The following is a 21,125-nucleotide window of genomic DNA, read 5'->3' as shown; positions in this document are numbered from 1 at the left end:
GGGGATCACTATGGCAGCAGCCGTCGGGCGCCGAAGAGCCGAGGTCTCAGCTGCCGGCGATGAGCACGGCACCGAGCACGAGCATGGTGGCGGCGACCAGGCCGTCCAGGACCCGCCAGGCGGCGGGCTTGGCGAGGAAACGGCCGAGCATCCGGGCGCCGAAGCCGAGGGCGGCGAACCAGCACAGACTGGCCAGCACGGCGCCGAGGCCGAACGTCCAGCGCAGCGGCCCGTGGTCGGCGGCGACGGAGCCGAGCAGGAACACGGTGTCGAGGTAGACGTGCGGGTTGAGCCAGGTCATCGCGAGGCAGGTGAGCACGGCCCGGCGGCGCGATCCGGCCGCCTCGCCGTCGGTTTGCAGCGCGCCGCCGTCCGGCCGGAACACCCGCCGGGCGGCCAGGGCTCCGTAGCACAGCAGGAACGCGCCGCCGATCCAGCCGACCGCCTTCAGCGCGCCCGGCCATGCCACCACCACCGCGCCGACCCCGCCGACCCCGAGCGCTATGAGGGCGGCGTCGGACAGGGCGCAGATGCCGACCACGGCGAGGACGGCGTCACGGCGGATCCCCTGACGCAGGACGAAGGCGTTCTGGGCGCCGATGGCGACGATGAGGGACAGTCCGGTGCCGAAACCCGCGGCGCCGGCGGTGAAGGTGCTGGTCATGGCGTCGACGCTACGGATGGGCCAGATCCGGGTCCAGCTAAAGATTCTTACGTATCATTAGCTGACGTGATGATGACCGATCTCCCGCTGGACCAGGTGCGGACGCTGCTCGCGGTCGTGGACGAGGGGACGTTCGACGCGGCGGCGGCCGCACTGCATGTGACGCCGTCCGCGATCAGTCAGCGTGTGAAAGCGCTGGAGCAGCGCACGGGGCGGGTGCTGCTGCTGCGGACCAAGCCGGTGCGGCCCACGGAGTCGGGCGAGGTGCTGGTGCGGCTGGCCCGGCAGGTGGCGCGGCTGGAACGCGACGCCTACGCGGAGCTCGGGCTGAGCGGGGCCGGGGAACCGACCCGGGTGTCGGTGGCGGTGAACGCGGACTCGCTGGCCACCTGGTTCCTCCGGGTGCTCATGCGGGTGCCGGAGGAGCTGCGGCTCTACTTCGAACTGCGCCGCGAGGACGAGGACCACACGGCGGCGCTGCTGCGGGAGGGGGTGGTGATGGCCGCGGTGACCTCGTCACCGGACCCCGTGCCGGGCTGCTCCGTCCGGTCGCTGGGGCGGATGCGCTACCTCCCCGTGGCCGCGCCGGACTTCGCCGCGCGCCACCTCGGCGGGCCGCTGGAACGAGTGCTCCCCGACCTGCCCGTGGTGGCGTTCGACCGGCGTGACGACTTCCAGGACGGCTTCGTGCGCCGGCTCACCCGGGGGCGGAGCAGCGCGAGCGCGCTGCGGCACTACGTGCCGACCTCGGAGGGTTTCGTCGAGGCCGTCGCCGCCGGACTGGGCTGGGGTCTGGTGCCCGAGGCCCAGGCGGACCCGCTGCTGCGCACCGGGCGGCTGGTCGGGCTGGCCCCGGAGCGGCCGGTGGACGTGCCGTTGTACTGGCAGCAGTGGAAGCTCGACTCGCCCGCGCTGGCGCAGGTGGCCGAGACGGTGACGGCCACCGCCGGGGAGGCACTGCGGGCGTGACGCCCTACTCCCCCGGGACGCCGTCCAGTTGGGCCGCCGCGCTGTCCAGCAACATGTCCAGGGCCGTCGGATAGGCGCTGGTGAGCATGCGGGTGGCGAGCAGGGGTGCCGCCTCCGCGATGCGGGGGTGGGTGGTGGCGGGCAGACGGGCATAGGTCGAGCGCCACATCTCCTCGTCCGCCCGCAGCGAGGCCCTGGGCAGGGCCAGCGAGGCGGCGTCCAGCGCGGCGAAGGCCAGTGTCGTGTCGACGAACGCGTGGTAGACGCGCACCGCGTCGGGCACCGGGAAGCCCGCGGTGCGCAGGATGTCCAGGACGGCCTCGTCGGCCGCGAGTTCATGGGCGCGGCCGGAGACGCGGCTCGCGGTGAGCACCGCCGCCTGCGGATGCTCCAGGTACGCGGCGTGGATGCGCAGTCCGACGGCCCGCAGGTCCGCCCGCCAATCCCCCGTCGGCGCCCAGCCGCCGAGCGCCTGACCGATCAGCGCGTCGCCGATGGCGAGCGTCAGGTCGTCCATGCCCCGGAAGTACCGGTAGAGCGTGCTCGGGTCGGCGTCCAGGGCCAGACCGAGCCTGCGGGCGGTCAGCCCCGCGCTGCCGTGTTCGCGCAGCATGCGCAGCGCCGTCTCGACGATCAGCCGTTCGGACAGCACGGTGCCGCTCTTGGTGGGCCTGCGCCGGCGGCGTCTCTCCTCGGGCACCACGGGCTTCGGCACGACGGGGTCTCCCTCCACCGGTCCTTATGCCAACGCCATTGACCTTAAGGCACGGGGCGCCGTTGTATCTCCTCCGAGGGCGCGCCACGTTCTTCGCAAAAGGGGAGTTTCTGTCATGCGTGTACTGCTCGTGGGTGCCGGAGGCGTGGGCGGCGCGATCACCCGGATCGCGGCCCGCCGACCGTTCTTCGACGCGATGGTGGTGGCCGACCACGACCCCGGCCGGTCCGAGGCGGCGGTCGCCGCGCTCGGCGGTGACGCGCGGTTCACCGCCGCACAGGTGGACGCGGGCGACGAGCCGGCGGTGGCCCGCCTGCTGGCGCGGCACCGCTGCGACGTCCTGCTCAACGCCACCGATCCACGCTTCGTGATGCCGCTGTTCCGCGCGGCCCGCGCCGCGGGCGCCACGTATGTCGACATGGCGATGTCACTGTCCCGGCCGCACACCGAGCGGCCGTACGAGGAGTGCGGGGTCAAGCTCGGCGACGAGCAGTTCGCGCAGGCGGCCGACTGGGAGAAGGAGGGCGTGCTGGCCCTCGTCGGGATGGGCGTGGAGCCGGGCCTGTCGGATGTCTTCGCGCGGTACGCCGCCGACGAACTCTTCGACGAGATCGCGGAGATCGGCATCCGCGACGGCGCGAACCTGACCGTCGACGGTTACGGCTTCGCGCCCTCGTTCAGCATCTGGACCACCATCGAGGAGTGCCTCAACCCGCCGGTCGTCTACGAGGCCGGCCGGGGCTGGTTCACCACGGAACCCTTCAGCGAGCCCGAGGTATTCGACTTCCCCGAGGGCATCGGGGAAGTCGAGTGCGTGAACGTGGAGCACGAGGAGGTGCTGCTCGTCCCGCGCTGGATCGACGCGCGCCGCGTCACCTTCAAGTACGGACTGGGCCGCGAGTTCGTCGAGACGCTGAAGACGCTGCACCTGCTGGGCCTGGACCGCACCGAGCCGGTGACCGTGCCGGGGCCGGACGGTCCGGTGGCGGTCTCGCCCCGGGACGTGGTCGCCGCCTGCCTGCCCGACCCGGCGACGCTCGGCGAGCGGATGCACGGCAAGACGTGTGCGGGCACCTGGGTGCGCGGCGTGCGGGACGGGAGGCCGCGCGAGGTGTACCTGTACCACGTGGTCGACAACCAGTGGTCCATGGCGGAGTACGGCTCCCAGGCGGTGGTGTGGCAGACCGCCGTCAACCCGGTCGTCGCGCTCGAACTCCTCGCCTCGGGCGCCTGGTCCGGCGCGGGTGTGCTCGGCCCGGAGGCCTTCCCGGCCCGCCCGTTCCTGGACCTGCTGACGGCCTACGGCTCGCCCTGGGGCCTGCGCGAGCAGTGAGCGGTTCCGGGGCGGCGCTGTTTCACCGGGCGTCGACAGGTGACCCGAAAAGGAGCAATCATCCGAACGGGCACGTTTCTACTGCGATCGCAGGTGACTTTCGATGGACAACTGGCGAGACCACGCTGCCTGCCGGCACGAGGACCCCGAGCTCTTCTTCCCGATCGGCACCTCCGGCCCGGCCCTGATGCAGACCGAGCAGGCCAAGGCGGTGTGCCGGCGCTGCCCCGTCCAGGAGCCGTGCCTGCAGTGGGCGCTGGACACGGGGCAGTCCATCGGTGTGTGGGGCGGGACCAGCGAGACCGAACGCCGGGCGCTGAAGCGGCGCGCGGCGGCCCGACGCCGCTCCGGCTGACGCCGTCCCACCGCCGCCCCTGGGGATTCAGCTGCGGCGCAGCGGCCCCCAGGGGTTCTCCTGCCGGGACACCTCCGCCTTCGCCTCGTCGATCACCTGCTGGTCGATCCAGCACATCGGCCGGGCGTCGGTGACCAGCGGTTCGTTGTCGGGGCCGCGAGAGGTCTCCTTGCCCGCGAGCACCCAGGCCCGCACACCGGGCCCCTTCTCGTGCGGCAGATGGGCGTAGTCGTGCAGGCGGCGGGCCACCCACACCCGGACGGGCCGGTCCTGCCACCAGTCCTCGACGTCGAGCGGGTTGGCGGACAGGCCCGGCATGGACACGCCCGTCAGATCGTCGGTGCTGGACAGGTCGCGGAGATCGGTCGCGGGGCCGCGCGACCAGCGGACGTACAGGCCCTGGTGCCGTTCGACCAGTTCGGCGAGCTCGGCGAGTGTGCGCACGACCGGCAGGTCGTCCGATCCACTCATGTCGTGACCTCCTCCCTCGACGCCGTCAGGCGGACGGAGTACCCGCTCGGCGCGAGCGGAATCGGCCCTTCGACGCGGCCGGGCGGAGGCCCCCGGTCAGGGTTACGCTCGCGGCACACCCGTCCGCCGCAGCAGCAGAAGGGACCGACCATGAGCGTCCGCGTCCGCCGCGTCTACGATCCGCCCGACCCGGAGGACGGGGTGCGCGTCCTGGTCGACCGGCTGTGGCCGCGGGGACTGGCGAAGGACGCGGCCCGGGTGGACGAGTGGCCCAAGGCGATCACCCCGTCGACGGAACTGCGCCGCTGGTACCACGCCGGCGAGGGCTCGTACGAGGAGTTCGCCGGGCGGTACGAGGCGGAGCTCGCCGCCGGCGAGGCGGCCGAGCTCCTCGACCACGTCCGTGACCTGGCACGCGAGGGCGACGTGACGCTGCTGACCGCGTCGACGACGCCGGAACAGAGCCACGCCACGGTGCTGGCCCGCCTCGTGCAGGCTTGAGGAGGCGGGCCGTCCGGGCGAGGTCAGGCGGTCTGCTTCGCCGCCGCCCGGCCCGCCGCGCGGCCCGAGAAGAGGCAGCCGCCGAGGAAGGTGCCCTCCAGCGCGTTGTAGCCGTGGACACCACCGCCGCCGAATCCGGCGACCTCACCGGCCGCGTACAGCCCCTCCACCGGCTTGCCGTCGGTTCCGAGGGCGCGCGAGTCGAGGTCGGTCTGGATGCCGCCGAGCGTCTTGCGGGTGAGGATGTGCAGCTTGACGCCGATGAGGGGGCCGGCCGCCGGGTCGAGGATGCGGTGCGGGGTGGCGACCCTGCCGAGGCGGTCGCCGATGTAGCGGCGGGCGTTGCGGATGCCCTGCACCTGGGCGTCCTTGGCGTAGGGGTTGGCGATCTGGAGGTCGCGGGCCTCGATCTGGCGGCGTATCTCAGCCGCGTCGAGCAGCGGCTTGTCGGTGAGCTCGTTCATCTTCTCGACGAGCTGTTCGACACCAGGCGCGGTCACGAAGTCGGCGCCCTTGCGCAGGAACGCGTCGACCGGTCCGGGCGCGCCCTTGCCGAGGATGCGCTCCTTCAGGAACCCGGCGCGGTCCTTGGCGGTGATGTCGGGGTTCTGCTCGGAACCCGACAGCGCGAACTCCTTCTCGATGATCTTCTGCGTGAGGATGAACCAGGAGTGGTCGTACCCGGCTATGTCCTCGGTGGTCCGCAGGTGCTTCAGGGTGCCGAGGGTGTCGTAGCCGGGCAGGTACGGCCCGGGCAGGCGGCGGCCGAGGGCGTCGAACCACATCGAGGACGGGCCGGGCAGGATGCGGATGCCGTGGCCGGGCCAGATCGGGTCCCAGTTCTGCAGACCCTCGGTGTAGTGCCACATGCGGTCCCGGTTGACCAGCCGTACGCCCGCCTCGGCGCTGATGTCGAGCATCCGTCCGTCGACGTAGGCCGGTACGCCGGTGACCATCTCCCGTGGCGGTGTGCCGAGGCGCTCGGGCCAGTAGCGGCGGACGATGTCGTGGTTGGCGCCGATGCCGCCGCTGGTGACGACGACGGCCTGGGCGGTGAGTTCGAACTCGCCGATGGCGTCGCGGCTGGAGGCGACGCCCCGGGGTGAGCGGTCCTCGGCCAGCACCGTGCCGCGCACGCCGCGGGCACTGCCGTCCGCTACGACCAGTTCGTCGACGCGGTGGCGGTGGTGGAAGGTGAGCAGTCCGTCGCGGGCGGCCTGCTTGGCGTAGCGGACGAAGGGTTCCACCACACCGGTGCCCGTGCCCCAGGCGATGTGGAAGCGGGGCACGGTGTTGCCGTGGCCGTGGGCCGTGAGGTCGCCGCGCTCGGCCCAGCCGACGGTGGGCAGGAAGGTGATGCCGTGCCCCTGCAGCCAGGACCGCTTCTCCCCCGCGGCGAACTCGACGTAGGCGCGCGCCCAGCGCACGGCCCAGGAGTCCTCGTCGTCCAGCCGGTCGAAGCCCGCACTGCCCCGCCAGTCGCTCCAGGCGAGGTCGAAGGAGTCCTTGATGCCCAGGCGCCGCTGCTCCGGCGAGTCGACGAGGAACAGCCCGCCGAAGGACCAGAAGGCCTGGCCGCCGAGGTTGGCGGCGTTCTCCTGGTCGACGAGGGCGACCCTCCTGCCCCTGCTGGTCAGTTCGTGTGCCGCGACCAGGCCGGCGAGGCCCGCTCCGACGACGATGACGTCGGCATCCATGGCGACCGTTCCCTTCTTCAGTTCCGCGTGTGGTCGGGGGTGCCGCTGCCGTCGGTCAGCAGGGCCGTGAGCAGTTGCTTCAGCCAGGCGCGGGCGTGTTCGACGTCCCGGTCCAGCAGCAGTTGTGTGGTGACGCCGTCGTAGGCCGCGACGACGGCGTGGGCGGCGCCGTCCGTGTCGCCCAGCACGGCGGGCAGTGCGGTGTGCCCGCGGGCGCGGGCGAGCCGGTCGGCGATCGCCTGCCGCAGCCGCGCGCGGTGCTCCAGCAGGCTCCGCGCGACGTCCGGGTCGCGGGCCGCGTGCACCAGGAAGTCCGTCTTCACGAGGAGCCAGTCCCGGTCGAGGAGCAGGACGTCGGTGACGCGGTCCACGGCGGCCGGCACGTCGAGGCCGGGGCCGTCGAGGGCGAGCGCCCCGGACACCTGCTCCGCGATCAGGTCGGCCCGCTCCTGGTAGAGGGCGAAGAACAGCTCGTCGAGGCTGGAGAAGTTGGAGTAGAAGGCGCCCCTGCTGTAACCGGCGGCCTCACAGACCTCCTCGATGGAGACGTGCCCGAAGCCCTTGGCCGCGAACACGGAGAACGCCGCGTCCAGGAGATTGGCGCGGGTGAGGACACGGCGCCTGGTCACCCGCCCGGTCGTTCCCTCCACGGCCATGCCCCGCCCCCTTTCGATACAGGACTGTATTCGATACACCGATGTATCGAAAGATCGGCCCGCGAAGTAGCGGGGTAGCGAAGTATTCTATGGAACAAGTTTTCGATTACGGGTTACGCTGGGCCCATGCACCTCCAGGGCTCCCTCTTCGACCAGACCGACGAGCTGCGGCTCGGTCCTCTCGACGGGATCAGCCGTACCCACCTCGGTTTCGGCGCCTGGCTCGACGTCCTGCCCGGGTGGCTCAGCGGTGCCGACGCGCTGTTCGAACAGCTGGCCGCCGAGGTGCCGTGGCGGGCCGAGCGGCGCACGATGTACGACCACGTCGTCGACGTCCCCCGGCTGCTCGCGTTCTACGGCGCCGGGGACCCGCTGCCGCACCCTGTCCTGGCCGAGGCGCGCGACGCGCTGAGCGCCCACTACGGCGGGGAACTGGGCGAGCCGTTCACCACCGCCGGCCTGTGCTACTACCGCGACGGCCGGGACAGCGTGGCCTGGCACGGCGACCGGATCGGGCGCGGGGCGCGCGAGGACACGATGGTCGCGATCCTGTCGGTGGGAGCGCCCCGGGACCTTCTGCTGCGCCCCATGCGGGGCGGTCGCGACACCGTACGCCGGCCGCTGGGCCACGGCGACCTGATCGTCATGGGCGGCTCGTGCCAGCGCACCTGGGAGCACTGCGTGCCCAAGAGCACGCGCGTGACGGAGCCGCGCATCAGCATCCAGTTCCGCCCGCACGGCGTGCGCTGAACCCGCCCGAACGATCCGGCCAGGCGGGCCCGTTGAGACGGACCCGGCGATTCCGCCCGCCGTGGGGTCTGCTTTCCTTCTCCCGTCGGACCGGGACCACACAACGCGGGGCGATCATGCGGGCAGACGTACACCAAGTCGCCGACGGCACCTACCTGGTGCACGGCTCCAACACCAACTGGGTGATCCTCGCGGAGGGGGACGCCGTCACGCTGGTCGACACCGGCTACCCCGGCGACCGGGAGCGGCTCCTCGCCTCGCTCGCGGAGGTGGGCAGCTCCCCGGGGGCGGTCGCGGCCGTGCTGATCACGCATGCGCACAACGACCACCTTGGCTCCGCCGAGTTCCTGCGCGCCACGTACGGCACGCCCGTCTACCTCCACGAGGCCGAGGTGCCGCACGCGCGCCGGGAGTTCCTGCACCAGGTGTCCCTCGGGACGGTGCTGAGGAACGGCTGGCGCCCCGGGGTGCTGCCGTGGGCCGTGCACGCGCTGCGCTCCGGCGGCACGATGCACAACCCGGTCACGGCCCCGGAGGCCTTCCCGGCGGCGGGCCCCCTGGACCTGCCCGGGCGGCCCGTGCCGGTGCACACGCCGGGCCACACCGACGGGCACTGCGCCTACCACGTGCCCGGCACCGGTGTGCTGATCTCCGGCGACGCCCTGGTCAGCGGACACGCCACCTCGCGGGTCGAGGGACCGCAGCTGCTGCCGGACATGTTCCACCACGAGCGCCCGCGCGCCGTGGCGTCCCTGGACGTCCTCGCCGAGCTGGAGGGCGACCTGCTGCTGCCCGGGCACGGCCCGGTGCACCGCGGCCCGTTGCGGGACGCCGCCCACCGGGCCCGGGAGCGCGCCCTCTAATCTGAGGTGACGATCAGCGGCGAGACAAGGACACCCGGCGCATGGCACTTCAGATCAGCGCGACCAACCCGGAGCATCCCGCGCTTCTGCTGGAACTGCCGTGGGACCTGCCCCTGGAGGAGTGGCCGGAGGAGTACCTCGTGCCGCTGCCGCGCGGCATCTCCCGGCACGTGGTGCGCTACTCCCGGGCCGGCGACGAGGTGATCGCCGTCAAGGAACTCGCCGAGCGGCCCGCGCAGCGCGAGTACGGGCTGCTGCGCGACCTGGACCGGATCGGCATCCCGGCGGTGGACCCGCTGGCCGTGGTCACCGGCCGCACCGACGCGGACGGCGCGCCGCTGGAGAGTGTGCTGATCACCCGGCACCTGGGCGGTTCGATGCCGTACCGCTCGATGTTCGAGACGACCATGCGCCCGGCCACCATGCACCGGCTGATGGACGCGCTCGCCGTGCTCCTGGTGCGGCTGCACCTGGCCGGCTTCGCCTGGGGCGACTGCTCGCTGTCCAACACCCTCTTCCGGCGCGACGCGGGCGCCTACGCCGCGTACCTGGTGGACGCCGAGACCGGTGACCTGCATCCGCAGCTCAGCTCGGGGCAGCGCGAGTACGACCTGGACCTCGCGCGCGTCAACATCAGCGGGGAGCTGCTGGACCTGGAGGCGTCCGGGGCGCTGCACCCGTCGGTGGACCCGGTCGAGTTCGGCATGGAGATCTGCGCCCGCTACCGGGGCCTGTGGGACGAGCTGACCCGCACCTCCGTCTACCCGGCCGGCAAGCACCACTACATCGAGCGCCGGATCCGCCGCCTGAACGAACTCGGCTTCGACGTGGCCGAGATGCAGATCGAGCACGCCTCGAACGGCGACACGGTCACCTTCGTGCCCAAGGTCGTCGACGCGGGCCACCACCAGCGCCAGCTGCTGCGCCTGACCGGGCTGGACACCGAGGAGAACCAGGCCCGGCGGCTGCTCAACGACCTGGAGAGCTGGATGGCGACCCAGGACGACTATGCCCCTGGCGATCCCCTCGGTGCCCGCCCGGAGGTGCTGGCCCACCGCTGGGTGCGGGAGGTGTTCCGGCCGACCGTGCGGGCGGTGCCGCCCGAACTGCGCGGTTCGATGGACCCGGCGGAGATCTATCACCAGCTCCTCGAACACCGCTGGTACCTGTCCGAGCGGGCCCAGCACGACATCGGCATCGACACGGCGGTCGAGGACTACATCGAGAACATCCTCCCCAAGGCCCGCAAGACGCTCCAGCCGACGGCGGAATGAACCGCACCCGCCGTCACACGTGCGGGACCACGGCGACCGGGCAGTCCGCGTGGTGCAGCACCCCGTGCGCCACCGAGCCGATGCGGGCGCCGGCGGCCGTACGGTGGGCCCGCCGCCCCACGACCATCAGCTGGGCCGTCCCGGCCACCGACAGCAGCACCTGGCCGGCGCTGCCCATCTCCACGTGCTCCTCCACCGGCACGTCGGGGAAACGCTCCCGCCACGGCCGCACCGCGGCGGCCAGGGCCCTCTTCTCGTACGGCTCCAGTCCCCCGGCCTCGTCGAGGAGCTTCAGCGAGCCGGGGCTGTAGGCGAAGACGGGCGGCAGGGTCCAGGCCCGTACGACCCGGACGGTCGCCCCGCGCGCGGCCGCCGTCTCGAACGCGAACCGCAGCGCGTCGGCGCTGTCCTCCGGCTCGCCCTGCTGGCCCACGACGACCTCCCGCCCGGCGGCCTCGGCCGAGGGCTGCTCACCGGCCCGGACGAGCACGACGGGCCGGGTGGCCTCGGCGATGACCTGCTGGCCGACCGAGCCGAGCAGGAAGCCGACGATCGGCCCGTGCCCGCGCGAGCCGAGCACCAGCAGCTCGGCGCCGGCAGCGGCGGCGGCCAGGGTGTCGACGACCGAGCCCTCCACGACGTCGGTGGTCACCTCCAGGTCCGGATGCCGTTCGGTGACGGTCCCGACGGCCTCGGCCACCGCGCCGCGCACCCACTCCGCCTGGCTGTCCGCGTCGCCGGTGATCCCCGCTTCGAGCCCCTCGTGCGGCTGGAACCGCCAGGCGTGCACCACCCGCAGCGGCCGGTCGCGCCGGACCGCCTCACGGGCCGCCCAGGCGAGGGCCGCGAGGCTCTCCTGCGATCCGTCGAGCCCTGCGGTGATCGGGCGTGTCATCCGGCTGCCTCCTCGTGAAAATGTCACTGCGACACTGATCAGTCTTCACTACCCTTCCCGCATGACCTTGGAGTGGGAACAGGTGATGGTGGACTCGGCGGATCCCGAGGCCCTGGGCCGCTGGTGGGCCGAGGCGCTGGGCTGGACGGTGGTGAACGACGCACCCGACGAGTTCGAGATCCGGCCCGCCCCGGACCGGCTGCCGGGGTTGCTCTTCACGACGGTGCCGGAGAGCAAGACCGTCAAGAACCGCCTGCACCTCGACTTCCGGCCCGACGACCAGGAGGCCGAGGTGGCGCGTCTGCTGGCGCTCGGCGCGCGGCACGCCGATGTCGGGCAGGGCGAGCAGAGCTGGGTGACGCTCGCCGACCCCGAGGGCAACGAGTTCTGCGTGCTGGGGGCCCGCCGGGGCTGATCTCCGTATCGGAGCGCGCAGCGGCGATCGAACATACGATGGGCGGAGGTCGGCGCGGTGCCCCGGGGCGCCGTGCCGTGAGTCGACCGCCCGGTGTGGGGGACGTATGGCACAGGCCGCGGATGCGGCGCGGACCGTCATCATGACCGTGGACGACGATCCGGGGGTCTCCCGGGCCGTGGCCCGGGACCTGCGGCGGCGGTACGGCGCGTCGTACCGGATCGTGCGCGCGGAGTCAGGCGAGTCGGCGCTCGACGCGCTGCGGGAGCTGAAGCTGCGCGGCGATCTCGTAGCCGTGATCCTGGCCGATTACCGGATGCCGCAGATGAACGGCATCGAGTTCCTCGAACAGGCCCTGGACGTCTACCCGGGTGCGCGGCGGGTGCTGCTGACGGCGTACGCGGACACGAACGCGGCGATCGACGCGATCAACGTCGTCGACCTCGACCACTACCTGCTCAAGCCGTGGGACCCGCCCGAGGAGAAGCTCTACCCGGTCCTGGACGATCTGCTCCGGGCGTGGCGGTCCAGCGACCACCGGCCCGTGCCGAGTACGAAGGTCGTCGGGCACCGCTGGTCGGCGCGCTCCTCGGACGTGCGGGAGTTCCTGGCCCGCAACCAGGTGCCGTACCGCTGGTACTCCTCCGACGAGCCGGAGGGGCGGCGGCTGCTGGCCGCGGCCGGTGCGGACGGGATGCGGCTGCCGGTGGTGATCACGCCGGACGGGACGCCGCTGATCGAGCCGGAGGCCGTCGACCTCGCGGCCCAGGTAGGGCTGGCGACGACCCCGACGGCGGACTTCTACGACCTGGTCGTGATCGGCGGCGGTCCGGCCGGACTCGGCGCGGCCGTCTACGGCGCCTCCGAAGGGCTGCGGACCGTGCTGGTGGAGCGGTCGGCGACCGGCGGGCAGGCGGGTCAGAGCTCCCGGATCGAGAACTACCTCGGCTTCCCCGACGGCGTGTCGGGCGCCCAGCTCACCGACCGGGCCCGGCGGCAGGCGGCCAAGTTCGGCGCCGAGATCCTCACCGCACGTGAGGTGACGGCGCTGGAGGTCAACGGCGCCGCCCGGATCGTACGGTTCTCCGACGGCTCGGCGGTCGCCGCGCACAGTGTGATCCTGGCGACCGGCGTGTCCTACCGGCAGTTGTCGGCGCCCGGCTGCGACGACCTGACCGGATGCGGGGTCTACTACGGGTCCGCCCTGACGGAGGCCCCCGCCTGCCAGGGACAGGACGTGTACATCGTCGGCGGCGCCAACTCCGCGGGGCAGGCGGCGATGTACCTGTCCCGGGGCGCCAAGTCGGTGACGCTGCTGGTGCGCGGCGAGTCGCTGACGGCGTCGATGTCGCACTACCTGATCCAGCAGATCGAGGAGTCCCCCAACATCCAGGTGCGCGCCCGCACGGTCGTCGAGGAAGCGCACGGCGACGGCCGGCTGGAGCGGCTGACCCTGCGGGACGTGGACACCGGCGAGACCGAACAGGTCGACGCGCAGTGGGTGTTCGTGTTCATCGGCGCGGCCCCGCGGACAGACTGGCTGGACGGCACGGTACTGCGGGACGAGCGCGGGTTCATCCTCGCCGGGCCCGACCTGACCGCCGACGGCCGGCCGCCGGAGGGCTGGGAGCTGGACCGGCCGCCGTACCACCTGGAGACCAACGTGCCCGGCGTGTTCGTGGCGGGCGACGCCCGCTCCGAGTCGGCCAAGCGGGTCGCGTCCGCCGTCGGAGAGGGAGCCATGGCCGTGATGCTCGTCCACCGTTACCTGGAGCAGTCGTGAACGGGCAGCCCGCGCCGTGCAGCCCGCAGGAGATCGGCTCGCTGTTCCTGTTCGAGAAGCTCACGCCCGAGCAGCTGGGGCGGCTGTGCAGCGAGGGGCGGGTGGAGAAGTTCGAGCCCGGTCCCGTCTACACCGAGGGAGACCCCGCCACCTGCTTCTACGTGCTGCTGGAGGGCACGGTCGTGCTGTACCGCCGGGTCGGCGGCGACGACGTGGAGGTGACCCGGACCTCCCAGCGCGGGGTGTACGCGGGGTCCATGCAGGCCTATCTGGGCGACCGGGTGCCGCAGGTCTACAACAACTCCATGCGCGTCACCGAGCCGACGCGGTTCTTCGTGCTGCCCGCCGACACGTTCGCGGGCATCATGCAGGACTGGTTCCCGATGGCCGTGCACCTGCTGGAGGGGCTGTTCTTCGGTACGAAGAACACCCAGCGGGCGATCGGGCAGCGCGAACGGCTGCTGGCGCTCGGCTCGCTGTCCGCCGGCCTCACCCACGAGCTCAACAACCCCGCGGCGGCGGCCGTACGGGCGACCGCGACCCTGCGGGAGCGGGTGGGCAAGATGCGGCACAAGCTGGCGATCATCGCACAGGGCTCGTACTCCCCCGAGGTCATGGCGAACCTCATCGACATCCAGGAACGCACCGCCGAACGCGTCGCGAAGGCCCCCACGCTGAGTCCGCTGGAGGCCTCCGACCGGGAGGACGCGCTCACCGACTGGCTCGACGACCACGGCATCCCGGACGGCTGGCGGATCGCGCCCGCCTTCGTCCAGGCCGGTCTCGACGAGGACTGGCTGGACCAGGTCGCGGCGGCGGTGGACGAGGAGATCCTGCCCAGTGCGATCGGGTGGCTCAGCTACACCGTCGAGACCGAGCTGCTGATGGACGAGATCAACGACTCGACCACGCGCATCTCGCATCTCGTCGACGCGGCCAAGCAGTACTCCCAGCTCGACCGGGCGCCCTTCCAAAACGCCGATGTGCACGAACTCCTCGACAGCACGCTGCTGATGCTGTCGGGCAAGATCGGCCGGCAGATCAAGGTCGTCAAGGAGTACGACCGGACGCTGCCGAGGATCCCGGCGTACCCGGCGGAGCTCAACCAGGTGTGGACGAACCTGGTCGACAACGCGGTCTCGGCGATGAACAGCGCCGGTGGGGAAGGGACGCTGACCGTGCGGACGGCCCGCGACCACGACCGGCTGCTGGTGGAGTTCCGGGACACGGGCGTCGGGATTCCGCCGGCGGACCGGGGGCGGATCTTCGATCCGTTCTTCACGACGAAGCCGGTGGGTGAGGGGACCGGGCTGGGGCTCGACATCTCCTGGCGGATCGTGGTCAACAAACATCACGGGACGATCCAGGTGGAGTCGGAGCCGGGGGACACACGGTTCCAGGTGCTGCTTCCGCTGACAGCGGTCGAGGAGGAGTCGGCATGAGTGGTGAGAACGGGATCGACCCGGCTGTGCCGCCGAGCGGCAGCGGGTGCGCGGAGTGCGAGGCGGCCGGCGGGTGGTGGTTCCACCTGCGGCGGTGTGCGCAGTGCGGGCACGTGGGGTGTTGTGACAGTTCGCCCGCGCAGCACGCGACGGCTCATTTCAGGGAGTCGGGGCATCCGTTGGTGCAGAGCTTCGAGCCGGGTGAGGGCTGGTACTGGGACTACTCGACGAACGAGTTGTACGAGTCCGGGCCGGAGCTGGCCGGGCCGGTGAGTCATCCTGCGGATCAGCCGGTGCCGGGGCCCGCGGGGCGGGTGCCGGATGATTGGGCGAGGATTTTGCGGGCCTAGGAGCTCGGGTCTCGTCGTTTCGTGGCGGCTGCGGGTTGTCTGTGGTTGATCGCGCAGTTCCCCGCGCCCCCAAGAAAAAAGAAGGTGGGTTCGTGCCTCAGGGCTCATTGGTCACGCCAGTTGTCGGGCGGGACGCCGAACTCATGCGGCTCTCCGGGGTGCTGGAGCGTGCGCGTGGGGGTGAGGCGCGGGCCGTGCTGGTCGCCGGGGACGCCGGGGTCGGTAAGACACGGCTGCTGGACGAGGTCGGCGGGCTGGCGGCTGACGCCGGAATGACCGTGGTCACCGGGCACTGCGTGGATCTCGGTGACGTCGGGCTGCCGTATCTGCCCTTCACCGAGATCCTGGGCGTGCTCGCCGCCGACGAGAGGTTCGCTTCCGCCCTGGCCGCTCACCCCGTCGTCGAGCGGCTGCTGGGGGCCGGGACCGATTCCGCGCGGGACGTCGACGGGCGGTTGCGGCTGTTCGAGGGGATGGCGGGGCTGCTGGCCGAGGTGGCGGACACCGCGCCGCTGCTGCTCGTGCTGGAGGATCTGCACTGGGCCGACCAGTCGTCGCGGGATCTGCTGCGGTTTCTGCTCGCCCGGGGGGTTCTGCGCCACCGGCTGGCGGTGTTCGCCTCGTACCGGGCGGACGACCTGCACCGGCGCCACCCGCTGCGGCCGCTGCTGGCGGAGCTTGTACGGCTGCCTGCCGTGGAGCGGCTGGAGCTGCGGCCGCTGGGCGATTCCGACGTGGCACGGCTGGTGCGTCACCTCGAACGGCGTCCACTGGCGGACGCCACGGTGCGCCGGATCGTGGAGCGGGCCGAGGGGAACGCCTTCTACGCCGAGGAGTTGCTCGCGGCCACGGACACGGAGTCCGGCGGAGTGCCGAGCGGGCTGGCCGAGGTGCTGCTGATCCGCTTCGAGCAGCTGTCCGACACCGCGCAGCAGGTGCTGCGGACCGCGGCCGTCGCCGGGCGCCGGGTGGAGCACGAGCTGCTGCGGCAGGCGGTAGGGCTGCCCGAGGAGGAGCTGGAGTCGGCGCTGCGGGAGGCGGTGGGGCGGCAGTTGCTCGTCGCCGGGGGCGACGACACGTACTCCTTCCGGCACGCCCTCGCCCGTGAGGCCGTCTACGCCGATCTGCTCCCCGGGGAGCGGGCGCGGCTGCACGGAGCGTTCGCCCGCCTGCTCGCCGCGCAGGGCCGGGCCGCGGAGAGCGCCGCCGAGCGTGCCCACCACTACCGGGAGAGCCACGACCTCGCCGAGGCGCTGTCCGCCTCCCTTGAGGCCGCCGATCACGCCCAGCGGGTCGGCGCGCCGGCCGAGGAGCACCGGCATCTGGAAGCGGCCCTCGACCTGTGGCCGGCGGTGGGTGCCGAGGCACGGCCCAAGGGCGTGGGCGTCGACCGGGTGACATTGACGTTGCGGGCCTCGGCGGCGGCCGCGCACGCCGGGGAGGTGCACCGGGCGGTCTCCCTCGCGCGGTCCGCGCTGGCCGAGCTCGGCCAGGACGCCGACTCCGAACTCGCCGCCCGGGTCCGCTACACCCTCGCCGGGAACCTGCTGAGCGTGGACAGCCTGACGGCGGCGTTCGCCTACAGCAGCGAGGCCCTGGCGATGATCCCGGAGGATCCTCCGTCGCTCACGTGGGTGTGGGCGGCGTCGACGCATGCCATGGCCGCACGCCATGTCGGGGAGAACGAGACCGCGCTGCGGGTCGCCCGGCGGGCCCTGCGCGTGGCCGAGGAGCTGCGGGTGACCGACGCCCAGGCGGACCTGCTGATCTCCCTGGCCGTCTTCGACGGAGACGGGCGGCGCGGCCCCGAGGGCCGGGAGCGGCTGCTGAAGGCCCGGGAGCTGGCCCGGAGTTCGGGCAACGCGGCCGTGGAGCTGCGTGCCCTGTTCAACCTGGCCATGGGCTGCTACGAGTCGGGTGCGCTGGCGGAGTGCGTGCCCTGGCTGACGGAGGGCCTGGACCGGGCGCGGCGCGCCGGGCTGCTGTCGTCCCCGTATCCGCTGGAGATGCGGTACCTGCGGCTGCTGGTGCTGCAGGTGCTGGGCCGTTGGGACGAGTGTGTGCGGGCGGCGGCGGCCGATGCCGAGGTGCTGCCGGCCGCCGGCGGGTACACAGTGGGTCCCGCGCTGTACGTCGCCCTGGCCCGGGGTGACATGACGGCCGCCGACCGGGCGCGTGCCCTGTTGGAGGGGCCCTTCGACTGGATGGCCACCCTGGTCGCGGGCATCGTGCTCACCGACGCCGCGGCGCTGCGCCGTGATCCCGAGGACGCGGTGCGGTGGACGCGGTCCACGATCGCGGCCCTCACCGACGAGTCGGGAAACCGTCCGGACGTCACGGTCCGGCTCGCCGCCCTGGCACTGTCCGCGGTGGCCGACGAGGCCGCCGGGCTGCGGTCGGCCGGTGACGCGGCCGGGGCCCGGCGCTGGACGGACACCGCGGCCGAACTGGTGGAACTGGCGCGGCCCACGGCAGCCCGCGGCGAGAACGGCACCCCGCAGGGGCCCGAGGGGCAGGCGTGGCTGGCCCGTGCGGAGGCGGAGTGGCTGCGGGCCGTCTCGGGGCCGGACGCCGCCGCCTGGTCGGCGGTGGTGCCGGCGTTCGGCTACGGCGACGTCTACGAGCAGGCGCGCTGCCGGCTGCGGTACGCCGAGGCCCTGCTGTCGGCCGGGCGACGTGAAGAGGCGGCGGCCGAGGCCCGCGAGGTCCGCGAGACCGCCGATCGCCTGGGCGCCACGCCGCTGCGGGAGCGGGTGGACGCCCTGGTCCGGCGCGGCCGGCTGGCGGAGACCCCGCACGCCGACGAGCGCGCCGGTGTGCTGACCGCACGCGAGCAGGAGGTGCTGCGGCTGCTCGCGCTCGGCCGCAGCAACCGGCAGATCGGCGAGGAGCTGTTCATCAGCGGCAAGACGGCGAGCGTCCACGTCTCCAACATCCTGGCCAAGCTGGGCGCGTCGAGCCGCGGCGAGGCGGTGGCGATCGCCTACCGGGAGGGTCTGATCACGCCGGAGCCGTCGGCGTCCGGCTGACCGGCCGGCCCTTCGGTACGGGCCGCTGCGTATCCCCGACCCGGACTACCGGCTCCCGCAGTCGAGGCTCTCCAGGTCGACGGCATCGGCCATCGCCCGCATCCCCTCGTCGTCGGGATGCAGATGGTCGCCTCCGTCGAAGGCTGGGAGCATCCGCTCGGGGTCGTCGGGGCTGCGCAGGACGCGGTCGAAGTCGGTGACCGAGTCGAACTCGTCGCTGGTGCGGAGGAAGGTGTTGACCTCCCGGCGCACGGCTTCCCCGGCGGGGTCCCATTCCGGCCAGCCCTTGTAGGGAGCGATCGTGGCGACGGCGACGCATTTCCCGGCCGCGTGCACCCGGTCGGCCAGCCTGCGGTATCCGGCGATGAGCTGGTCGGCCGTGGCTCCGGGCTCGGCCTTGATGTCGTTGACGCCCTGGAAGATGAACACCGTGCGCAGGCCCGGCAGTGCGAGCACGTCCCGCGACAGGCGGTTCAGGGCGCTCTGTCCGGGGCCGTCGGCGAGGACCTTGTTGCCGGCGATGCCCGCGTTGGCCACTCCCTCGACGCTCGTCGTGGCGGACGCGCGCAGCCGGCGGGCGAGGTGGTCCGGCCAGCGGCGGTCGAGGTCGGTCGTGGAATGCCAGCCGTCGGTGATCGAGTCGCCGAGGGCGGCCACGGCGCCCGCCGCGGGCCGGGGCCGCACGGTGACGGCGTCGAGGTAGAACCAGGAGCCGGTCCGCTGCGCCCAGTTGGCGCCGCTCTCCTCCGCGGTGTGGTCGCCGTCGGTGGTGTACGACGTCTGCATCGCCATCCAGTGCCCGGTGAGCACGCCGCCCGCCCGGGGCACGTAGAGACTGACGACGAGCGCGCTCGCGGCGGGGACACGGACGGGCAGCGGGTCGCTGTAGACGATGCCGCCGGCGGGGACCGTGACGGAGCGGGCGCCGCCGAAGGTCAGGCGCCGGTTGCTGCCCGGGACGAGTGCGGCGCCGTCACGCTGGAGACCCGCGTGGACGTTGCCGAACGTCACCGGCTGGTCCCCGAAGGCGTTGGACAGCCGCACCCGGAGGCCGGTGCCGCCGACGCTGGTGCGCACGACCAGCCGGTAGCCGCGGCCGTCGACCGCCGCGCCGACGCGGCCGGCGGAGGAGGCCCAGGTGACCACGTCTTCCCCGGTCCCCGTCGGGGCGCCGGCCGGCGGGGTCGGCCCGTTCCCCTGGGGTGTCCCGCCGGAACCACAGCCTAGTGCGAGGCACAAGGAGAGGGCGGCCGGCGCGGTGCGGCCGCGGGGGCGTGCGGTGCGGGGCATCGTGGGCAGTCCTTCGGCAGGTGTGCACGGTCGGGCGGTGTCAGGGGGCAGGTTCCGCAGCGTCGCGGAGCCACCGGGAGCGAGCCTGACACTCCGTGCCGTCCCGGCGTACCACACGGTAGTGGTGCGGCCTCAACTCCGTGCGGGGTGCCCGGGCCGTGTCGACCTGGAAGTTGCCGGCCGGGCTTCGAGGCGGCCGGGCGGACGCCGGCTTCGCGGCCGTGGACCGGGGCCGACGTGGGAACCCTCGCGTCGCCACGGCCGTTGTCGGGGCATCGGTGTCCCCGCGGGGAGGCCGGTACGACGACAGCAGGGCGGCGTGATGAACGAGTTGGTCCCCGGTGGCAATCTGCCGCTTCCGGGCGGGGCGGTGACCGTCCGGGTGCCCGGCCCGTTCGACGTGTCCGCGCTCGTCACGGACGACGGCGGAATGGTGCGGGGCGACGGCGACTTCGTCTTCTACAACCAGCCGGCCGCGCCGGGAGCGGCGCTGCGGGGCGACGCGCTCACCGTGGATCCGGCGAGGCTGCGCACCGGCGCCACGCGGGTCACCGTGGTCGTCAGCCCCGCCGAACCCGGAACCGCCCTCGGTCGCCTGCCCTCCCCCACGCTGCACGTCGCCGACGCGGCAGGCCGCCCGCTCGCCCGGTTCACCCCGCCGCGCCCCCGGCAGGAGACGGTGCTGCTGCTCGCGGAGCTCTACCGGCGCGGCGACCACTGGAAGCTGCGCGCCCTGGGCCAGGGATACGCCGACGGACTGGCGGGACTCGCCCGGGACTTCGGCGTCGACGTCGTGGACGACCCGCCCGCTCCGGCCTCGGCGCCGGCCGGTGCCCCGCAGACGCGGCCGGCCTCCCTGCCGCCCGCCCCCGACCCGGACGGCTTCGCCGCCCTGGTCAACTCCGCCCGCACCGCCATCGGTTCACCGGCGGTCTCGCTCGACCCGCGGCTCGTGTCCGCGGCGCGGGCCCACGCCGCGGCCATGGCCGCCTCGGGACGCCTGGGCGTCGAGAGCCGGGACGGTGTGTCCGTCTACCAGCGGGCTGTCGGCGCCGGGTACGTGTACCTCACCGTCGGAGAGCACCTGGTGTCCGGCCCGCGCACCACCGCCGAGTTCGTCGCGTACTGCCTGCGCACGGACGCACCCCGGCGCACGCTGCACGACCCCGCGTTCACCCACGCCGGCGTGGCCCACGTCCACGACGGCCCCACCGGCGACACCTACTGGACCGCGCTCTGGGCCAGGCCCCTCACGCCGGACGGGCTGGCCGGCGTAGCGGCGGCCGTCACGGACCTCACCAACCGGGAGCGCGCCCGCGCCGGGCTGCCGCCCCTGGCCGCCGATCCCCTGCTCACCGCCGCCGCCCAGGCGCACAGCGCGGACATGGTGGCCCGCGACTTCTACTCGCACACCGCGCCCGGCGGCAGCCAACCCTGGGACCGGGCCGCCGCCGCGGGCTCCACCCGGCGTTCCATCGGCGAGAACATAGCCTGCGGCCAGCGCTCCCCCGGCGAGGTGGTGGAGGGCTGGATGAACAGCCCCGGCCACCGGGCCAACATCCTCAAGCCCGGGTTCACGCACCTCGGGGTCGGCTTCGCGGGCGGCGGCCGCGCGGGCACGTACTGGACGCAACTCTTCGGCGGCTGACACCGCGCCACCGCGCGCCCTGCCC

20 protein-coding genes are annotated in these 21,125 nt (G+C 73.1%); 13 read left to right on the top strand and 7 right to left on the bottom strand.

All coding sequences use genetic code 11. The features are described 5' to 3' along the window. Positions 1–46 precede the first annotated feature (46 nt). A complete protein-coding gene (locus tag ACH4G3_RS38235) occupies positions 47–664 on the bottom strand; it encodes a LysE/ArgO family amino acid transporter (protein ID WP_397628790.1) in 618 nt (205 codons plus the stop codon). 69 nt (positions 665–733) lie between these two features. On the opposite strand from ACH4G3_RS38235, the gene ACH4G3_RS38230 reads away from it, so the two are divergent. Next, on the top strand, positions 734–1,633 hold the full coding sequence (locus tag ACH4G3_RS38230) for a LysR family transcriptional regulator ArgP (protein ID WP_397628825.1): 900 nt from the start codon (positions 734–736) through the stop codon (positions 1,631–1,633). A gap of 4 nt (positions 1,634–1,637) precedes the next feature. Here ACH4G3_RS38230 and ACH4G3_RS38225 read toward each other — a convergent pair whose 3' ends face one another. Next, complete coding sequence (locus ACH4G3_RS38225) at positions 1,638–2,348, bottom strand: TetR/AcrR family transcriptional regulator (RefSeq protein ID WP_397628789.1); 711 nt, start codon at positions 2,346–2,348, stop codon at positions 1,638–1,640. 115 nt (positions 2,349–2,463) lie between these two features. Between ACH4G3_RS38225 and ACH4G3_RS38220 the strand changes: the two genes are divergently transcribed. Then, a complete protein-coding gene (locus ACH4G3_RS38220; RefSeq protein WP_397628788.1) occupies positions 2,464–3,681 on the top strand; it encodes a saccharopine dehydrogenase family protein in 1,218 nt (405 codons plus the stop codon). A 103-nt stretch (positions 3,682–3,784) separates the two neighbouring features. Beyond that, the gene (locus ACH4G3_RS38215; protein ID WP_020282223.1) at positions 3,785–4,036 is read left to right on the top strand and encodes a WhiB family transcriptional regulator; all 252 of its coding nucleotides are present in this window, start codon (positions 3,785–3,787) and stop codon (positions 4,034–4,036) included. Between the two features lie 27 nt (positions 4,037–4,063). Here ACH4G3_RS38215 and ACH4G3_RS38210 read toward each other — a convergent pair whose 3' ends face one another. Then, positions 4,064–4,507 (bottom strand): DUF6098 family protein, encoded by a 444-nt coding sequence (locus tag ACH4G3_RS38210; RefSeq protein ID WP_397628787.1) that lies wholly within the window; start codon positions 4,505–4,507, stop codon positions 4,064–4,066. 150 nt (positions 4,508–4,657) lie between these two features. On the opposite strand from ACH4G3_RS38210, the gene ACH4G3_RS38205 reads away from it, so the two are divergent. After that, the gene (locus tag ACH4G3_RS38205; RefSeq protein ID WP_397628786.1) at positions 4,658–5,008 is read left to right on the top strand and encodes a DUF488 domain-containing protein; all 351 of its coding nucleotides are present in this window, start codon (positions 4,658–4,660) and stop codon (positions 5,006–5,008) included. A 23-nt stretch (positions 5,009–5,031) separates the two neighbouring features. Here the strand turns inward: ACH4G3_RS38205 and ACH4G3_RS38200 are convergent, their stop codons facing one another. Then, entirely contained in the window at positions 5,032–6,705 is a 1,674-nt protein-coding gene (locus tag ACH4G3_RS38200; protein WP_397628785.1) for an FAD-binding dehydrogenase, read from the bottom strand. Between the two features lie 17 nt (positions 6,706–6,722). After that, positions 6,723–7,361, bottom strand: a complete 639-nt coding sequence (locus ACH4G3_RS38195) for a TetR/AcrR family transcriptional regulator (protein WP_397628784.1) — start codon at positions 7,359–7,361, stop codon at positions 6,723–6,725. A 126-nt stretch (positions 7,362–7,487) separates the two neighbouring features. Between ACH4G3_RS38195 and ACH4G3_RS38190 the strand changes: the two genes are divergently transcribed. From ACH4G3_RS38190 to ACH4G3_RS38180, 3 genes are all read left to right on the top strand, one after another. After that, entirely contained in the window at positions 7,488–8,111 is a 624-nt protein-coding gene (locus ACH4G3_RS38190; protein WP_397628783.1) for an alpha-ketoglutarate-dependent dioxygenase AlkB family protein, read from the top strand. A 116-nt stretch (positions 8,112–8,227) separates the two neighbouring features. Next, complete coding sequence (locus tag ACH4G3_RS38185) at positions 8,228–8,974, top strand: MBL fold metallo-hydrolase (RefSeq protein WP_397628782.1); 747 nt, start codon at positions 8,228–8,230, stop codon at positions 8,972–8,974. Between the two features lie 41 nt (positions 8,975–9,015). Next, on the top strand, positions 9,016–10,248 hold the full coding sequence (locus ACH4G3_RS38180) for a DUF4032 domain-containing protein (protein WP_397628781.1): 1,233 nt from the start codon (positions 9,016–9,018) through the stop codon (positions 10,246–10,248). Positions 10,249–10,261: 13 nt separating this feature from the next. Here ACH4G3_RS38180 and ACH4G3_RS38175 read toward each other — a convergent pair whose 3' ends face one another. Beyond that, positions 10,262–11,143, bottom strand: coding sequence for a universal stress protein (locus tag ACH4G3_RS38175; protein ID WP_397628780.1), 882 nt, complete (start codon positions 11,141–11,143; stop codon positions 10,262–10,264). 61 nt (positions 11,144–11,204) lie between these two features. Between ACH4G3_RS38175 and ACH4G3_RS38170 the strand changes: the two genes are divergently transcribed. From ACH4G3_RS38170 to ACH4G3_RS38150, 5 genes are all read left to right on the top strand, one after another. Then, positions 11,205–11,558: a VOC family protein gene (locus ACH4G3_RS38170; RefSeq protein ID WP_397628779.1), complete on the top strand. Its 354-nt coding sequence runs from the start codon at positions 11,205–11,207 to the stop codon at positions 11,556–11,558. Positions 11,559–11,664: 106 nt separating this feature from the next. Continuing rightward, a complete protein-coding gene (locus ACH4G3_RS38165) occupies positions 11,665–13,341 on the top strand; it encodes an NAD(P)/FAD-dependent oxidoreductase (RefSeq protein ID WP_397628778.1) in 1,677 nt (558 codons plus the stop codon). Next, a complete protein-coding gene (locus ACH4G3_RS38160) occupies positions 13,338–14,783 on the top strand; it encodes an ATP-binding protein (protein WP_397628777.1) in 1,446 nt (481 codons plus the stop codon). The genes ACH4G3_RS38165 and ACH4G3_RS38160 overlap by 4 nt, the downstream gene beginning before the upstream one ends. Beyond that, entirely contained in the window at positions 14,780–15,133 is a 354-nt protein-coding gene (locus ACH4G3_RS38155) for a UBP-type zinc finger domain-containing protein (protein ID WP_397628776.1), read from the top strand. Before ACH4G3_RS38160 ends, ACH4G3_RS38155 begins: the two co-directional genes overlap by 4 nt. A gap of 92 nt (positions 15,134–15,225) precedes the next feature. Continuing rightward, positions 15,226–18,162 (top strand): helix-turn-helix transcriptional regulator, encoded by a 2,937-nt coding sequence (locus ACH4G3_RS38150; RefSeq protein ID WP_397628775.1) that lies wholly within the window; start codon positions 15,226–15,228, stop codon positions 18,160–18,162. Positions 18,163–18,207: 45 nt separating this feature from the next. Here the strand turns inward: ACH4G3_RS38150 and ACH4G3_RS38145 are convergent, their stop codons facing one another. Next, entirely contained in the window at positions 18,208–19,452 is a 1,245-nt protein-coding gene (locus tag ACH4G3_RS38145) for an SGNH/GDSL hydrolase family protein (RefSeq protein WP_397628774.1), read from the bottom strand. 322 nt (positions 19,453–19,774) lie between these two features. Between ACH4G3_RS38145 and ACH4G3_RS38140 the strand changes: the two genes are divergently transcribed. Beyond that, complete coding sequence (locus tag ACH4G3_RS38140; protein WP_397628773.1) at positions 19,775–21,100, top strand: CAP domain-containing protein; 1,326 nt, start codon at positions 19,775–19,777, stop codon at positions 21,098–21,100. The last annotated feature ends 25 nt before the right edge of the window (positions 21,101–21,125 follow it).

Source organism: Streptomyces afghaniensis, from assembly GCF_044327915.1.
Lineage (GTDB): Bacteria > Actinomycetota > Actinomycetes > Streptomycetales > Streptomycetaceae > Streptomyces > Streptomyces afghaniensis.
The sequence above is the reverse complement of the archived record's forward strand: the minus strand, read 5'-3'. Positions and strand labels throughout refer to the sequence as shown.

Bases quoted from the DNA above. Each gene is read 5' to 3' on its own strand.
- ACH4G3_RS38180 (WP_397628781.1), top strand. From the start codon at position 9,016: ATGGCACTTCAGATCAGCGCGACCAACCCGGAGCATCCCGCGCTTCTG.
- ACH4G3_RS38155 (WP_397628776.1), top strand. From the start codon at position 14,780: ATGAGTGGTGAGAACGGGATCGACCCGGCTGTGCCGCCGAGCGGCAGC.
- ACH4G3_RS38200 (WP_397628785.1), bottom strand. From the start codon at position 6,705: ATGGATGCCGACGTCATCGTCGTCGGAGCGGGCCTCGCCGGCCTGGTC.
- ACH4G3_RS38175 (WP_397628780.1), bottom strand. From the start codon at position 11,143: ATGACACGCCCGATCACCGCAGGGCTCGACGGATCGCAGGAGAGCCTC.
- ACH4G3_RS38205 (WP_397628786.1), top strand. From the start codon at position 4,658: ATGAGCGTCCGCGTCCGCCGCGTCTACGATCCGCCCGACCCGGAGGAC.
- ACH4G3_RS38190 (WP_397628783.1), top strand. From the start codon at position 7,488: ATGCACCTCCAGGGCTCCCTCTTCGACCAGACCGACGAGCTGCGGCTC.
- ACH4G3_RS38140 (WP_397628773.1), top strand. From the start codon at position 19,775: ATGAACGAGTTGGTCCCCGGTGGCAATCTGCCGCTTCCGGGCGGGGCG.
- ACH4G3_RS38235 (WP_397628790.1), bottom strand. From the start codon at position 664: ATGACCAGCACCTTCACCGCCGGCGCCGCGGGTTTCGGCACCGGACTG.
- ACH4G3_RS38195 (WP_397628784.1), bottom strand. From the start codon at position 7,361: ATGGCCGTGGAGGGAACGACCGGGCGGGTGACCAGGCGCCGTGTCCTC.
- ACH4G3_RS38220 (WP_397628788.1), top strand. From the start codon at position 2,464: ATGCGTGTACTGCTCGTGGGTGCCGGAGGCGTGGGCGGCGCGATCACC.
- ACH4G3_RS38170 (WP_397628779.1), top strand. From the start codon at position 11,205: ATGACCTTGGAGTGGGAACAGGTGATGGTGGACTCGGCGGATCCCGAG.
- ACH4G3_RS38230 (WP_397628825.1), top strand. From the start codon at position 734: ATGATGACCGATCTCCCGCTGGACCAGGTGCGGACGCTGCTCGCGGTC.
- ACH4G3_RS38210 (WP_397628787.1), bottom strand. From the start codon at position 4,507: ATGAGTGGATCGGACGACCTGCCGGTCGTGCGCACACTCGCCGAGCTC.
- ACH4G3_RS38215 (WP_020282223.1), top strand. From the start codon at position 3,785: ATGGACAACTGGCGAGACCACGCTGCCTGCCGGCACGAGGACCCCGAG.
- ACH4G3_RS38145 (WP_397628774.1), bottom strand. From the start codon at position 19,452: ATGCCCCGCACCGCACGCCCCCGCGGCCGCACCGCGCCGGCCGCCCTC.
- ACH4G3_RS38185 (WP_397628782.1), top strand. From the start codon at position 8,228: ATGCGGGCAGACGTACACCAAGTCGCCGACGGCACCTACCTGGTGCAC.
- ACH4G3_RS38165 (WP_397628778.1), top strand. From the start codon at position 11,665: ATGGCACAGGCCGCGGATGCGGCGCGGACCGTCATCATGACCGTGGAC.